Below are 14,854 nucleotides of genomic sequence, written 5' to 3' on the forward strand. Positions count from 1 at the left end.
GAAGTAGTATAAAAGGACGACCACGAATTAGTAAAATGGGCAATCAAAAACTCAGGAATTTATTATTTATGTGCAGTTTTACAGCTTGTAAATACAATAAAGCATGCAGAGATATTTATGAACGATTAGTAGCAAAAGGAAAGAGTAAAAAATTAGCATTAATAGCGGTATGTAATAAGCTATTAAAACAAGCTTTTGCTATTGCAAAATCGGGTTTAATATTTGACAAGGAATATAAAAGTGCGCTAGTGAAAAATTAATAAGATTTTACTTGTTTTTTAGCACAGTACTTTGTTAGCACAAGTATTTTATAATTCATAACTCCATTTATTTGTCTTTAAATCATAAGAAACCCAAATATGTCTTAAATAGGGAACATTAATACCTGTCTTCTTATATTTTTTTACTTCCCATTTTTTAACTTGACTAATTAATTCAATCGCATCTTTTTCAAATTCTGTAATAGGTTTTCTATTAGCATCTTCAATTCCTGTTGTTAAATTAAAGATAGAATCTTTCTTTCTTATTAATTCTCTTTGTCTTGTTATTGAAATTAAATTACCATTTGAATCAATCAAAACATTTAAAAGAGTAATGGGTTTTTTGTATTCCTTTATTTTTCCATTTTCGAGAATAGATTTTATGTCAGTTACATTTATACAGTAGTTAAACTCACTTTCATATTCAAAAATGTAATTTTCAATTTTGAATGAATTGCCATTATCTAACATTTTTTGTTCTCTCAGACCAATTGGTCTATTGTTAATAATTTTTGAGTTAGAACACATTCCACTAAAAGTTAAATTACCGTTATATTTATAGGCATAAACTAACCATTTTTGATTTTTTTTAGCGCTCCAATCGCAAGAAGTCCATTGTCCTGTATATTCTTCTTCTGCTGTTACATCAAATTCTAGTGTTTTGGGAAAATCTCCGTTTTTATAATGTTTAGAAATGTCAAAGGTAACTTTATAAGTCAAGCTATCTTTAGCGTAAATTTTTGAAATAATTTCCCCCTCAAAAACATATTCTGATGAATAAAATTCTAATATAGGATTATAAACAACGCAATCACAAGCAAAAGTAAGTGTTGAAATTAGAATTGATAATATTGTCAGAATTCGTTTTTTCATATTTGTGCTAACGTTTATGTATATGGAAAGTTGCGTGTTTGTGTGCGAGGATTTTCCGAAGGAAAATCAGAAGCTAGCAAACGAGCAACTAACTTTGGTTTAGCTAAAACTAGCAATTTTTTATATACTGTGTTGTAAGCAGTTTTTAATCAGTTTCTTTTTTAGCCAATTTATAAATTGTATTAAGAATTGAACTTTGATTTTTTAAATAATTGTCATTTGGTGTATTTTCGTCAATTAATTCAGTTGTCAATCGAAAATCAATTATACTTTTAATTATCTGTGCTTTTTTTGTGTTTATTGTAATTTTTGACTCACAATAATGGTCAATTTCTAATTCTGTAGTTTCCACTTCTCCATTAGATTTTTTTGTCTTGTGAATAACAGGCAAAATTTCAGATTTTTGTATTTTAGAAAGATTGGTTTTTACTTTTTCAATAAATTCCGATTGTTCCATTTCTAATTCTGGGAATATTTTACAATTTGAAAACTTACGCTTGAAATATTTGCCATTTTTAGTCCAAAATAAGTAAAAAGGTCGTTCGTAAACACAGTTTTCAGAATCTTCAAGTTCGATAAACTCTCCGCCAAAACAAATCGTATTAAATTCTATAACTAATTCGGAATTTGAATTCAAGAGATTAGTTTTTAATTCCAAATATTCTGCGTTATTTTCTTGTCCGTAAATGTTTATTACGAGCAAAAAGAGAATTAAATTAGGAATGTATTTCATAGTTCGAAATGTTTTGTCAAATTGCTTACAACAACAATATAAAGACAATTATCTTTATCTGCCTTATATTAAGCTGTTCTTTATCATTATTATTTCATTCTATAGTTCTTCAAGCATATCATTGTAATCGTATTGTAAATCCTCATGTAGGCTCGAAATTATTTTTTTAGCCATGAGTAATTGGCGATCGTATAAGTTTACCAATTGTGTGCTACGTTTAATGCTTGGTGAAAAGTTTTTTAAGCTTTTACAGAAATAGATAAGTAGTTCGGCTTCTGTTTCTTTTTTCTGAGAGTAGCGTAGATACTTTTTTACGTTTCTTAGAATTTTACGAACCGATTTCCTGATATAAAAAAAACTATCTCTGTTTATGGTTTCAAACTCATCATCTATATATGTTTTAACCGATTGAATATAATCATCCTCATGAGCCGATTCAAACAATAAATAGGTAAGGAGTTCTTTGTTTTCTTTTTTAAAGCGCGATAACCTAAGGCAAAGCGCTATCAATTCGCTTTGCGACTGATGTTGTAATTCTTTTTTTATAGCGACTGCCGAAACTGCTTTCATTTATAAATAAATTAGATTTTAAATTTAATAAAATAATACGGAATTGGCTGTGCTTAGATATAGAAAGTATAGCCGAATAATGTTTTATGAAAAACGTGAGGAAATATGTTTGTAAAAAGAAAGGCTTTGCTCGGGAAAACCTAGCAAAGCCTTTTGTGTGATATGTTTATATGCAAAACTTTTACCTATCTCAATTTAGGAAATTGTACAGGGTTAGTTTCGTGCATTACAGCATAAATAGCTTCAAAAATATCTTCTGCAGATGGTTTAGAGAAATAATCACCATCATTGCCATAAGCTGGTCTGTGTGATTTTGCTGCTAATGTTTTTGGAGCACTATCTAAATACTGAAAAGCATTTTGTTTGTTTAATATTTCATCTAAAATATATGCCGACGCCCCACCAGGAACATCTTCATCTATAATCATTAAACGGTTTGTTTTTGCGATACTTTTTACAATATCATGATTAAGATCGAAAGGAATTAATGATTGTACATCAATAATTTCAGCATCAATACCAAGGGCTAACAAATCTTTAGCGGTTTGCTCTACAATGCGTAAAGTAGATCCGTAGGATACTAAGGTAATATCGGTTCCTTCTTTTACGGTTTCAACCACGCCAATGGGTGTTTTAATGGCGCTAAGGTTGCTTGGCATTTTTTCTTTTAAACGGTAACCATTTAAACATTCTACCACAATAGCAGGATCGTCTCCTTGAAGTAGGGTGTTATAGAATCCAGCAGCTTTAGTCATGTTTCTTGGTACCAAAAGGTGTACACCTTTAACTAAGTTTAAAATACCACCCATTTGCGAACCAGAATGCCAAATACCTTCTAGTCTATGGCCACGAGTTCTAATAATTAATGGTGCTTTTTGCTTACCTTTTGTACGGTAATGTAGTGTGGCTAAATCGTCACTTATAATTTGAAGAGCGTATAAAATATAATCTAAGTACTGAATTTCAGCAATAGGGCGTAAGCCTCTTAATGCCATACCAATACCTTGACCAATAATAGTTGCTTCGCGAATACCGGTATCTGCCACGCGTAATTCTCCAAATTTTTCTTGTAAACCTTCTAAACCTTGATTTACATCTCCAATCTTTCCGGTGTCTTCTCCAAAAACTAAAACTTCGGGATGACTACTAAAAATAATATCGAAATTATCACGTATTATAATACGTCCATCAACTAATTCAGAATCGTCTGTATAAGTAGGTTTAATTTCTTTAATTCTTATGTTTGCACGTTGTGTTTCAGAATATAGATGCGAACTGAAACTGTGTTGTGTTTTTGCTATGTTATTGTTTATCCAATTACCGAGCGTTGTTGTTTCGGCATTAGTTTCACCAAGGGTAAGGCGAAGTACTTTTCTAGAGGTCGATAAAATATCTTTTCTGGTAGGTTCTCCAATAGCTTCTAAATCGGTAGCCAATTTCGAGATAAAAACGCGGTTAGCACTTTTTGACGCTACTTGCTTTAAAATATTAACAATCTCTAATTGTTCTTTTTTAATAGGTCTTAAAAACGTGTTCCATGCATTCTTTTTAGCATCACGTACGTTTCTTTTAGCTGTACGTTCAATATCTACTAAAGCTTCATTGGTTGCAATGCCGCTTTCAATAATCCATTGGCGCATTTGTGTATTACAATCGTGTTCGGTTTCCCATTCTAATCGTTCTGCATTTTTGTAACGTTCGTGCGATCCAGAGGTAGAGTGGCCTTGTGGTTGCGTTAATTCTACAACATGTATTAAAACAGGTACATGTTCTTCTCTAGCAATTTTAGCCGCTTCTTGGTAGGTTTCCATTAAATTTGGATAATCCCAACCTTTTACTCTCAGGATTTCGAATCCTTTTTCTTTTTTATTACGTTGAAATCCTTTTAGAATTTCAGAAATATTTTCTTTTGTTGTTTGGTGTCTAGCATGAACAGAAATACCATACTCATCATCCCAAACACTTATAACCATAGGAACTTGTAAAACTCCGGCAGCGTTGATGGTTTCAAAAAACAGACCTTCACTTGTACTAGCGTTTCCAATAGTTCCCCAAGCTACTTCATTCCCTTTTACGGAAAAATTGTTGGTATTGATGTCATTTACATTTCGGAAAATTTTAGAAGCCTGAGCCAACCCTAATAAACGAGGCATTTGCCCTGCAGTAGGCGAAATATCGGCACTAGAATTATATTGTTCTGTTAAGTTTTTCCAGGTTCCATTGTCGTTTAAACTATGGGTTACAAAGTGTCCACCCATTTGGCGTCCGGCCGACATAGGTTCTAATTCTAAATTAGTATTAGCGTACAAGCCAGCAAAAAACTGTTCTGTGGTTAATGCGCCAATAGCCATCATAAAGGTTTGATCGCGATAATAACCCGATCTCCAATCGCCTTTTTGAAAAGCTTTAGCCATAGCTAATTGTGGCACTTCTTTTCCATCGCCAAAAATACCAAACTTGGCTTTTCCTGTTAAAACTTCTCGGCGTCCTAACAAACTACACTCCCGACTGACTACAGCAATTTTGTAATCGTTTAAAACTTCTGTTTTAAAATCTTCGAAAGATAGATCGTTTGTTACGTCTGGAATTGTCTGCATATTGTATAGTATCCTTTTTGCAAAAGTAGTTAATATTAACGATTTTTACAATGTTATGCGGCGTTAAAATATTGTTATTAATTTGATGAAATAATGTTTAGGCTTATTTCTGTTGAATTTTTCGTATTATTATCTAGGTAATTTTGATAATTCAATAAAAAATTAAAACCATCTGCGCCTAAATAAGCCAAGAAGAGCTTGTGGGTCTAAAGTGAATTTAAATCTGATTTTTTGGTCGTAATTTTCTTGACCAATTTCCCATCCTAAGTTAGAGTAGAGTGGAAGATAAATTTCAAAATAATCGGTAACTAAATTAATTCGAATACCAGAATCGTAAACCAAATGAGGATCGCGATGCTTATTTTTAACCAAACCAATATCACCATAAAGTAAAACGTAGTTCCAAAGCGTTGTACTAGCGTTAAAGGTAGACATCCATTGGTTTGCAAAAGGTGTATCTAATTTAGATTTAAAACCACCTTCGGCTTCTATATATTGCTGACTAAATATACCTGAGGCTTCCGATCTGCCTAAATAGGAATAATCGAATAGGTAATCCGATGGACGATCTAGAGCAAAACTAAAATAGTTTGAGCTCGTTGGCAGACTATTTTTTATAAAAGCACCCGTATAAAAACGGATATTTAATTGCCTGTTACTTTCAAATAACCTTCTGTATTCGTAATTAAAGGCTAGTTTACTAAAATTTTTGGCGACTTGAAAATCAGAATACCAACTGCTATATTTTATAAGGTTATTATTCGAGTTGGTGTAGCGCGCATTAAAAACCGAATAATTAGGCTCGGTATCAGTTAAAACATTAGTTGGGTCTTGGTCCTGATCTCTGTTAATATCTAAATATCTAAAACTTAAAGATTCTCGTTTGTTAGATCTAAAGTCTGAATCGTCTCTAAAACTAAAAGAAATTGATGGCTGAATTTTACTCACAAATAAGTCCTCTGCGTAAGATTTGTAGCTTCCGGTGACACCGTAATTTACAGAATACAAATTCCTGTTTTCAAAATAATGTGTTTTAAAAACAGCTGCTCCACCCGTAAATGTTTTAGATTTAATGGCGTATTGTGGTTCTATTCTGTAGTTAAAAAGTTTTCTTAACACCGTTTTATTGTAAGCTCTCACACCAAGCGTAAGACCGTCATAAATATTATTAAATTCAACAATAGGCATAAAAAACACCTGGTTGTAATGAGGATCTTCAATATCTTGAAAAACTCTAAGTTGCAACGGTTTATTGTTGAAAAAGAAACCTTTTAGCGATTTCCAGTTGTCTCTTAAGTTGTTTTCCGGAATGCTATTTTCATAGTTTAAAGCTAATTTGTTGGCGCCATTTCTAGGCAAGGTAAAAGTTTTACTTCCCGAAATGTTTTCTAACCAAGTTTTAGAAATTATGCTATCGTTATTTAAAGTGTAGAGAGACACAGGCATGCTGTTGTTTCTTTTATTTTTAACGGTAAGAGTAATAGAATCTTCGGTTTTTGTAACGTTTTGTATTTTAAAATCTATCTTTTTTCGAGTCGCTATGTATTCAGAAAAAAACCAATCAATATCTTTATTTGTTTTAGATTTTATAAGTTTTTCAAATGCTTTTGTACTTGTTGGTTTTAGCTTATTCGTCTTCAAAAAAGATTCTATAGTATTTTCAACTACATCACCATTTACAAATTCATCTAAATACTTAAGGCCAACGCCTGCTTTGTATTTATTGGCAATGTTTTTGTTAAACTTCAACAGAGAATCTTTGGCCATTGTTAAAGGTTGATCTCTATTAGTTCGCGCCATTAACATGTACGCTAAAGTGTATTTGTCGTTAAATTTCATGTCGGCAGCATGAAAAGGACGTACGGCCCAATAATCGCTAATACTACCTAAAAACTTCATGTTTGGGTAATATTCGTCAACATAATTAATGGTGTAGTAAATTTGAATACCATCTAGCAACCATTGCTCTTTTCTTGGGTTAAGCAGCAAGGTGTTTTCTAGGTAATTGTGCAAAGCAATCTTTAATATTTTAAGTTCGTACTCAAAATTATCAGGATACGGTTTTATAAAATTAGGTAAAAAATTAAGCCCATAAACGGGGTCTTTATCATAATCTATTTGTGTCAATAAAAGTTTTTCGTGAGGGTACTTATCAAAGGTTTTTAATAAAAATTTCGATATTTTCTCGTTAATTAAAACCTTATCAATAATCTCTAAACCGCCATCGTCAATATTGGAAACTATGGCAAAATTATCACCTTTAATTGTATTAAAATCAGCGCGTTTGCTTAAGAATAGCTTAGTGTTAACTCTGTCTTTTCCCTCTAGTTTTATGCTTTGTGCGTTTGCTAATTCTTTTCTTTCAATAACATCCAATTCCGATGTAATATGGTAACCCTTTGGATATTCAAGATCTAAGCTCACATCGGCTAACGGAATATACAAATCGTCTAAATCTTTATTGCTGTAATATTGCCATTCGCCATCGTAAATAGCAGGAGTAAAATACCAATAACGTAAGTTTAAGTCACCTGTATCCGTTATGCCATAACGCGTAAATTTACTGTTTGGCACCTGCACACGGTATTCTAATTTAATGGTATAACTCTCGTTTGGGTTAACTGGTTTTACTAAATTAACCTGTAAAATATCCATTTGGTTTTTTACTGGCGAGTACGTTAAAATGGCATCGTTTTGTTTGGCTAAAGTCACTACCGAAAAGCCACGATCTTCATTTTTAGCTAAATGAAAATCATTTTTATACTCATCTGCAATTCTGGTTGCTAAAGCTGTTTTTTTAGTAGAGTAACTGTTATTCCAATCGCTTAAATAAATTGTGCTAAGCGTGTCTTTGGAAGTGTTTTGGTAAGTAATTGTTTGTACAATTTCAATCGATTTGTTTTCAATATCAAATTTGGCTTTTAAGTCAATTTTATTCTGACTAAAACCAGTAAGACCAATAGAAGAAAACACGAAAAGAAATAAAAATTGTAACTTCAAATTATTTTAACATTAATAAGGTTTATAGTGCTTAAGGCTCTGCAATATAATAAAATAAGGTGGCTTAAAAATATTACTTTTCAGTTTAAGCAAAATTGTTTAGAATTAGAGAGAAACTCTATGTTTTTGGGCGTTACCCGAAAAGGGTCGGGCTTTCGGCAGTCGCTTTTTTGTGTTGCATAGGTGCAACCACACAAAAGAGCTTCAACAATGCCTCAATCCCTAACGCAGGGCTAGCTTCTAAAACCAGTAATAGTAACTAGTTTAGAAGCTTTACCTGTGTATGTATTAAAAGTTAGGTGTTAATCTAGATTCTTTGTAGAAAGCGTCTAATATATCTATAACTTCATCTTCAGTATCAACTAAATGAATTAAGTCTAAATCCTTAGCGCTAATATTCTCAAAACTATCTAAAAGTGTCGTTTTAATCCAGTCAATTAAGCCTTTCCAGAAATCTGTACCTACTAGTATTATTGGAAATTTACCTATTTTATGTGTTTGTATCAATGTAATGGCTTCAAACAATTCATCTAAAGTTCCAAAACCACCTGGCATAACAACAAAACCTTGAGAGTATTTTACAAACATTACTTTTCTAACAAAAAAGTAATCGAAATCTAAACTTTTATCGTTGTCAATATAAGGGTTGTCATGTTGTTCAAAAGGCAATTCAATATTTAGTCCAACCGAAGTTCCACCGCCTAAATGCGCACCTTTGTTACCTGCTTCCATTATTCCTGGTCCACCGCCAGTGATAACACCGTAACCGTGTTCAACAATTTTACCAGCTACTTTTTCTGCTAATTTATAGTATTTGTGATCTGGCTTAGTACGTGCCGATCCAAAAATAGAAACACAAGGTCCTATTTTACTCATTTTTTCGAAACCATTAACAAACTCGCCCATTATTTTAAAAATGGCCCAAGAATCGTTTGTTTTATTTTCATTCCAACCTTTTGGGTGTTGTTCTTTTTTCATATGTATTATTCTGTTTTAAAAGTTTTTTTAATTTGTTTACTTTCCGTTTTTAAGCTCTAGCTTTAAAAAGCGAGCGGTATGGCTCTTTTTGTGTTTAGCAACTACTTCGGGAGTACCTTCTACAATAACCTTGCCACCGCCTTTACCACCTTCGTAGCCAATATCAATAACATGATCGACCGTTTTTATAACGTCTAAATTATGCTCTATAATTAAAACGGTATTGCCTTTATCTGCTAATTTGTTCAAAACAATCATTAACACCCTAATGTCTTCAAAATGCAGACCTGTAGTAGGTTCATCTAGAATATAAAAGGTATTGCCGGTGTCTCTTTTGGAAAGCTCTGTAGCTAGTTTTATACGCTGTGCTTCACCACCTGAAAGGGTTGTGCTTTGCTGGCCTAAAGTAATATATCCTAAGCCAACATCTTGTATAGTTTTTACTTTTCTGTATATTTTAGGAATGTGTTCAAAGAAATCAACGGCTTCATCAATCGTCATATTCAATACATCACTAATCGATTTTCCTTTGTAACGAATTTCTAAGGTTTCTCTATTAAAACGTTTCCCTTGGCAGGTTTCACACTCCACATAAACATCAGGAAGGAAATTCATTTCAATAACGCGTAAACCACCACCTTGACAGGTTTCACAACGTCCGCCTTTTACATTAAAACTAAAACGACCTGCTTTGTAACCACGAATCATGGCCTCAGGAATTTTTGCAAATAGGGCTCTAATTTCACTAAACGTTCCTGTATAAGTGACAGGATTACTTCGTGGCGTTCTACCAATAGGCGACTGGTTAATATCAATAACTTTATCAATATGTTCTAAACCTTTTATGCTTTTATAAGGCATCGGTTTTTTAACGCCATTAAAATAATGGGCATTTAAAATAGGGTAGAGGGTTTCGTTTATTAAAGTCGATTTACCGCTACCAGAAACACCAGTAACGCCAATCATTTTTCCTAACGGAAATTTAACCGATACATTTTTTAAATTATTACCCGTACAGCCTTTAAGCTCTAAGAATTTACCATTACCTTCTCTACGTTTTTTAGGGATTTCAATTTCTTGCTTTCCGTTTAAGTAATCGGCTGTTAAAGTATCGTGAGTTTTTAATTCTGCTGGAGTACCAATGCTAATTATATTACCGCCGTGTTTTCCTGCTTTTGGACCAATATCTATAACGTAATCGGCGCGCTCAATCATGTCTTTATCATGTTCAACCACAATTACAGAGTTTCCGATATCTCTTAAAGCAACTAAAGAGTTTATTAGTTTTTCGTTATCACGTTGGTGTAAACCAATACTTGGTTCATCTAAAATATAGAGTACACCAACCAATTGCGATCCAATTTGAGTTGCTAAACGAATACGCTGTGCTTCTCCTCCAGAAAGTGATTTTGAGCTTCGGTTAAGCGATAAGTAATTTAAGCCTACATCAAGTAGAAACTGTAATCTAGACTTAATTTCTTTTATTACTTCTTCAGCAATTTTTAGTTGTTTTTCAGAGAGGTGTTCGTTTAGGTTTTTAAACCATTCGGATAATTCTACAATATCACTATTGGCTAATTCGGCTATGTTTTTTTCGTTTATCTTAAAGTAAAGCGATTCTTTTTTTAATCGAGACCCTTCGCAAACCGGACATGTAATTTTATCCATGTAATCTTTAGCCCAACGTTTTAAAGAAGTCGATTCGGCTGTTTTATATTGATTATCAATAAAATTAGCAACACCTTCAAAATCAATTTTATAATCGCGGGTTACCCCTAAAGTTTTACTTTCAACCGAAAATTTATCATTGCCACCATACATAATAATTTGTTTGGCTTCCTTTGGGATATCTTTGTAAGCGTCGGTTAATTTAAAATTAAACCGTTGTGCAATAGTTTCTAACTGCTTAAAAATCCAAGAGTTTTTTTCTGGACCATGCGGTGCTAAGGCGCCATTTTTAATAGATAAACTATCGTCAGGAACAATTTTGTTTTCGTTTACTTGGTATAGTTCGCCAATGCCACTACAATTATCGCAAGCACCTTTTGGTGAGTTAAATGAGAAGTTGTTTGGTTCTGGATTTGGATAAGAAATTCCCGAAGTTGGGCACATTAAACTTCTACTAAAGTAACGTGCTTCTTGGGTGTCTTGGTCTATTACCAAAAGCACATCTTCACCATGATACATGGCTGTGTTTATGGTTTCAGTAAGGCGTTTATCATTATCTGCGCTATCGTCAATTTTTAATCTGTCGATTACAATTTCAATATCGTGATTTTTATAACGGTCGAGTTTCATACCTTTTACAAGGTCTTTTATTTCGCCGTCTGTACGGACTTTCACAAAGCCTTGTTTTGCAATTTGCTCAAAAAGTTCGCGGTAATGCCCTTTTCTAGAGCGCACTACAGGCGCTAGAACATTAATACGTTTTCCTTTAAAATCTTTTAGAATAAGCGCTTTAATTTGGTCGTCGCTATAGCTCACCATTTTATCGCCCGTATTGTAACTGTAAGCATCACTAGCACGTGCAAAAAGCAAGCGCATAAAATCGTAAATTTCTGTAATAGTACCAACCGTAGATCGTGGCGATTTACTTGTGGTTTTTTGTTCTATAGCAATAACAGGGGAGAGGCCGTCTATTTTATCAACATCCGGACGTTCCAACCCACCTAAGAATTGTCGAGCGTAAGCCGAAAATGTTTCTATATATCGGCGTTGCCCTTCGGCATAAATAGTATCAAAAGCTAAAGACGATTTTCCACTCCCCGACAAACCTGTAATAACCACAAGCTTTTCTCGGGGAATGGAAACGTCTATATTTTTTAAGTTGTGAACTCGCGCTCCTTTTACTTCAATAAAATCATCAAATTGGCTCATAAATTGGCAAAAGTGCGAAGTTACGATTTTTGATGTTAAAATCTTGTGAAGATTAATTGTCTATTTTGTTAAAAGGAATTACGCTTAGAATAGTGTAATTCTTCTGCATGCCTTGGTTTACGCTGCATTATATTACAGACAGTTCACCAGAATTGATGGAAGCATCGTAATTCGCTTTTACAGTTTTTAAATATCCAAAAAACTTGCTACCATCTTTTTTTTCCAAAATCACATATTTTGTGCCTTTGTTACACGTTTTTATATCGCTAACTACAACTTCGCTGCCTTGAACACTTTTGTAATTGGCAATTTTACCCTTTTTTACTAAAAAGTTTAATTTAGGGAATTTAACATGATTGTATTTTTGCCCTGTTGGCGCATTTACAATAAGTTGATCTCCAATTTCTGGCGTGCCTTGTGCACTTAAAGCCATATTGAAAACAGATAAACATGCGGTAAATAATAATTTTCTCATAATTTTTAAGGTGTATTTAGTTATAGGTTTCATTAAAAATATATTTTAAAAACATTCATGTCAAGGGCTTTAAGATTAATTAACAAATACTTCAAAACCAACGTGAAAGCGGTAATCCCTATAAAAAATAGGGTGGTTTATGTTTCTGTTATTGTCTAAAATAGTTGTGGTGTGTTATTATGGATATCTATGTAAATGAAGTAAACGGTTTTTCTATTTGTACCCTCTAAAATTATGGGTTGAATCAAATTATTTTTCTGAACGACTTTAACAAGAAATTAAGAATGTTTTGAGTGTTTGATGAGTGAAAATTTCATCTAAAATTATTTAGTTTTAGTATTATTGTGTTTAAAATATAAAAACAACTTCATATGAAATTATTAGGTATAGGATCTCGAATTAATCATGCCACTCATGGAAAAGGTGTGGTTACTAATGTAACATCTCAGCATTATTGGGTAACGTTTATAGAAACCGGATTAGAAACTATTGATTTAGATAGTGATTTTGAAATTATTGAAGCTGCTGATGGCGATGTAAATGCTGTAAGTTTTTCTGAAGTTGAAAGTAGCTTGGTTAAAATATTAAAGCAATGGAGTGATGTGAGTGAGATTGTGCCGATTGCTGATAAGTATAAAGGCGGAAAACTTATTTTAGAACCGGCCGATGCTAGCATGAAACCTTATGAGTTACCGATTGATAAGTTTTTTCATAAAATAATTATGGTTCGCGATCGCTTGCGTGTTATGGAACAACGTATTAACGCCAGTGATTTGAATGAACAAGGTAAAATAGACTTGCAACAATATATTACTAGAATTTATGGCAGCTTAACTAGTTTTAATATTTTATTTAAATCGAAGGCGCATAATTTTGTTGGCCAACGTAGCAAATAAAATGGGTTTAACTAATTAAGGTAAGCTCGCCAGAATTGTCAATTTTATATTCAAAATAAAACCACTTTTTTAATTTAGATTTTTCTTCAATTTTAAAAGCAGTTATCAAGCGATCTCCATCTGTTTTAAGATAGATAGCGCCGTAAACGTCTACATTGGTTTTTGCTAAATGGTTAATGCCTTCTTCGATTAAAGCGTTGAGCTTGTCCGAAGGTTTTTTTACCATTTTAGCAATATTTTTCTTTAAGGTTGAGATTACGTTTTTATCTTCGTGTTCTCGTGTAGAGCGTTGTAGTTCTGTGGAAAGTAAAACGGGAGAATCGCCTCTGCCGTATTTTCCTAAGCGCCCTAATAAATCTGGTCTTGGATGTACGTGACCTTCTTGATCTCCAGAAGAAATTACAAAGCAAGCCGGATTTACAGCCGACATAAATTCGTTAGTAACATCTGCTGCTCCGTGATGACAAACCTTCATTACTTCAGCATTAAACCAATGTTTTGCTTCTTCTATCATGGTTTTTGATGCTTCGGTACCGTATCTAGGAAACGATTTTCGTTTTGTATAATGTTTTAGAAGAAATTTTTCGGCAGGTTTATTTAAATCTCCACCAAATAATACTTTAAATTTTCCATAATGCAGTCTCAAAATTATAGAATGGCCGTTTTTTGTTTTTCCATAATCGCTTATTTTTTCTAAACGAACATTATCATTTTCATCTTTATCCGTTACAGGTCCGAGGACTTCTATGCTGTAATTTTTTCCGTCGGAAGGAGCAAAGTCTGGCATGTAAATTTTATCATTTTCATGAGTGCTTTGGCTTGAGTCTGTAGAGAGCATTTTGAAATCCTTAATTTTAGGATTGTTTAAAGCGGCATGCATAACCTTTGGAAATACATATCTACCAAAGTTTGAATTATCACTAAAATGTGCTTCAATGTCAGTTTTGTTTATGGCTAAATTTTCAATGTATTTCTTTTTGGTCTTAGCATCTTCTTTATAACCGCCAACTTTATCAAAAGTTCCTTTTACTGGACGCTCTACCAAACCGTTTTGATAAATAGTGTTAAATCCAATGGTGTTATTCTCAAATATAGATTTAAACCCGTAGTAATGGTCCATATCGGGATGGGTAATTATGGCTGCTTCAAATTGAAATCCACGGTGAGCAAACCTGCCTTCGAGAAAGGTTTTCATGTTTTCGCCTTCTCCAGCATCAATAACCATAATGCGCTCCTCTTCGTTTCGCTCAGGGGTAATTAGTACAGCACCATCACCTTGACCTACGTCTACAAAAACAATTTCTAATGGTCTAGTGTCGGTAGTATCAGCTTCTTTTATAAAAAGTGTTTTGGCTTTTGGTGTGTTTGGCGACCAGTTTATGGCTAGCCAACCTGGTCCAATGTCGCTAAAATCATAGTTATCTTTAATAGAAAGCCAATCGCCCCATAAAACTTGTCGTTCTTTTTTTAGCTTACCTGTTTTTGGGGTAAGCTCGTATAAATATATTTTTTTGTGATCCTCCGATAAGCCAACAAATTTATGCGCCATTATAAATCGATTTAATTAATTTGTGGGTTAATAATTATCGAAGTTA

The 14,854-nt window shown here is 33.2% G+C and carries 10 protein-coding genes and 1 pseudogene; 2 read left to right on the forward strand and 9 right to left on the reverse strand.

Annotated elements, in window-relative coordinates; all coding sequences use genetic code 11:
- Positions 1-260, forward strand: a pseudogene (locus BM246_RS18685) (IS110 family transposase); the annotation flags it as partial.
- A gap of 48 nt (positions 261-308) precedes the next feature.
- Here the strand turns inward: BM246_RS18685 and BM246_RS18690 are convergent.
- The 8 genes from BM246_RS18690 to BM246_RS18725 all read right to left on the reverse strand — a co-directional run bounded on the left by BM246_RS18690 (position 309) and on the right by BM246_RS18725 (position 12,363).
- Positions 309-1,133: a hypothetical protein gene (locus tag BM246_RS18690; protein WP_074940298.1), complete on the reverse strand. Its 825-nt coding sequence runs from the start codon at positions 1,131-1,133 to the stop codon at positions 309-311.
- 145 nt (positions 1,134-1,278) lie between these two features.
- Entirely contained in the window at positions 1,279-1,866 is a 588-nt protein-coding gene (locus BM246_RS18695; RefSeq protein WP_074940302.1) for a hypothetical protein, read from the reverse strand.
- Positions 1,867-1,965: 99 nt separating this feature from the next.
- Entirely contained in the window at positions 1,966-2,436 is a 471-nt protein-coding gene (locus tag BM246_RS18700) for a hypothetical protein (RefSeq protein ID WP_074940305.1), read from the reverse strand.
- Positions 2,437-2,621: 185 nt separating this feature from the next.
- Positions 2,622-5,033 carry an alpha-ketoacid dehydrogenase subunit alpha/beta gene (locus tag BM246_RS18705; RefSeq protein ID WP_074940308.1) on the reverse strand — a complete coding sequence of 804 codons (2,412 nt, stop codon included), beginning with the start codon at positions 5,031-5,033 and terminating at the stop codon, positions 2,622-2,624.
- 162 nt (positions 5,034-5,195) lie between these two features.
- Entirely contained in the window at positions 5,196-8,033 is a 2,838-nt protein-coding gene (locus BM246_RS18710) for a gluzincin family metallopeptidase (protein ID WP_074940311.1), read from the reverse strand.
- 288 nt (positions 8,034-8,321) lie between these two features.
- The gene (locus tag BM246_RS18715; RefSeq protein ID WP_042499644.1) at positions 8,322-9,011 is read right to left on the reverse strand and encodes an LOG family protein; all 690 of its coding nucleotides are present in this window, start codon (positions 9,009-9,011) and stop codon (positions 8,322-8,324) included.
- Between the two features lie 36 nt (positions 9,012-9,047).
- A complete protein-coding gene (uvrA, locus tag BM246_RS18720; protein ID WP_074940314.1) occupies positions 9,048-11,888 on the reverse strand; it encodes an excinuclease ABC subunit UvrA in 2,841 nt (946 codons plus the stop codon).
- Between the two features lie 127 nt (positions 11,889-12,015).
- Positions 12,016-12,363: a hypothetical protein gene (locus BM246_RS18725; protein ID WP_139221932.1), complete on the reverse strand. Its 348-nt coding sequence runs from the start codon at positions 12,361-12,363 to the stop codon at positions 12,016-12,018.
- Positions 12,364-12,734: 371 nt separating this feature from the next.
- Here BM246_RS18725 and BM246_RS18730 point away from each other — a divergent pair, with 371 nt between their 5' ends.
- Entirely contained in the window at positions 12,735-13,259 is a 525-nt protein-coding gene (locus tag BM246_RS18730) for a hypothetical protein (RefSeq protein WP_074940322.1), read from the forward strand.
- A 7-nt stretch (positions 13,260-13,266) separates the two neighbouring features.
- Here the strand turns inward: BM246_RS18730 and BM246_RS18735 are convergent, their stop codons facing one another.
- Complete coding sequence (locus tag BM246_RS18735) at positions 13,267-14,808, reverse strand: ComEC/Rec2 family competence protein (RefSeq protein ID WP_074940327.1); 1,542 nt, start codon at positions 14,806-14,808, stop codon at positions 13,267-13,269.
- Positions 14,809-14,854 lie beyond the last annotated feature (46 nt).

The sequence above is a fragment of the Algibacter lectus genome (genome assembly GCF_900112395.1).
GTDB classification, from domain to species: domain Bacteria; phylum Bacteroidota; class Bacteroidia; order Flavobacteriales; family Flavobacteriaceae; genus Algibacter; species Algibacter lectus.

Excerpts from the sequence above, each read along its gene's own strand:
- BM246_RS18690 (WP_074940298.1), bottom strand. The coding sequence starts at position 1,133 with ATGAAAAAACGAATTCTGACAATATTATCAATTCTAATTTCAACACTT.
- BM246_RS18695 (WP_074940302.1), bottom strand. The coding sequence starts at position 1,866 with ATGAAATACATTCCTAATTTAATTCTCTTTTTGCTCGTAATAAACATT.
- BM246_RS18700 (WP_074940305.1), bottom strand. The coding sequence starts at position 2,436 with ATGAAAGCAGTTTCGGCAGTCGCTATAAAAAAAGAATTACAACATCAG.
- BM246_RS18705 (WP_074940308.1), bottom strand. The coding sequence starts at position 5,033 with ATGCAGACAATTCCAGACGTAACAAACGATCTATCTTTCGAAGATTTT.
- BM246_RS18715 (WP_042499644.1), bottom strand. The coding sequence starts at position 9,011 with ATGAAAAAAGAACAACACCCAAAAGGTTGGAATGAAAATAAAACAAAC.
- uvrA (WP_074940314.1), bottom strand. The coding sequence starts at position 11,888 with ATGAGCCAATTTGATGATTTTATTGAAGTAAAAGGAGCGCGAGTTCAC.
- BM246_RS18725 (WP_139221932.1), bottom strand. The coding sequence starts at position 12,363 with ATGAGAAAATTATTATTTACCGCATGTTTATCTGTTTTCAATATGGCT.
- BM246_RS18730 (WP_074940322.1), top strand. The coding sequence starts at position 12,735 with ATGAAATTATTAGGTATAGGATCTCGAATTAATCATGCCACTCATGGA.
- BM246_RS18735 (WP_074940327.1), bottom strand. The coding sequence starts at position 14,808 with ATGGCGCATAAATTTGTTGGCTTATCGGAGGATCACAAAAAAATATAT.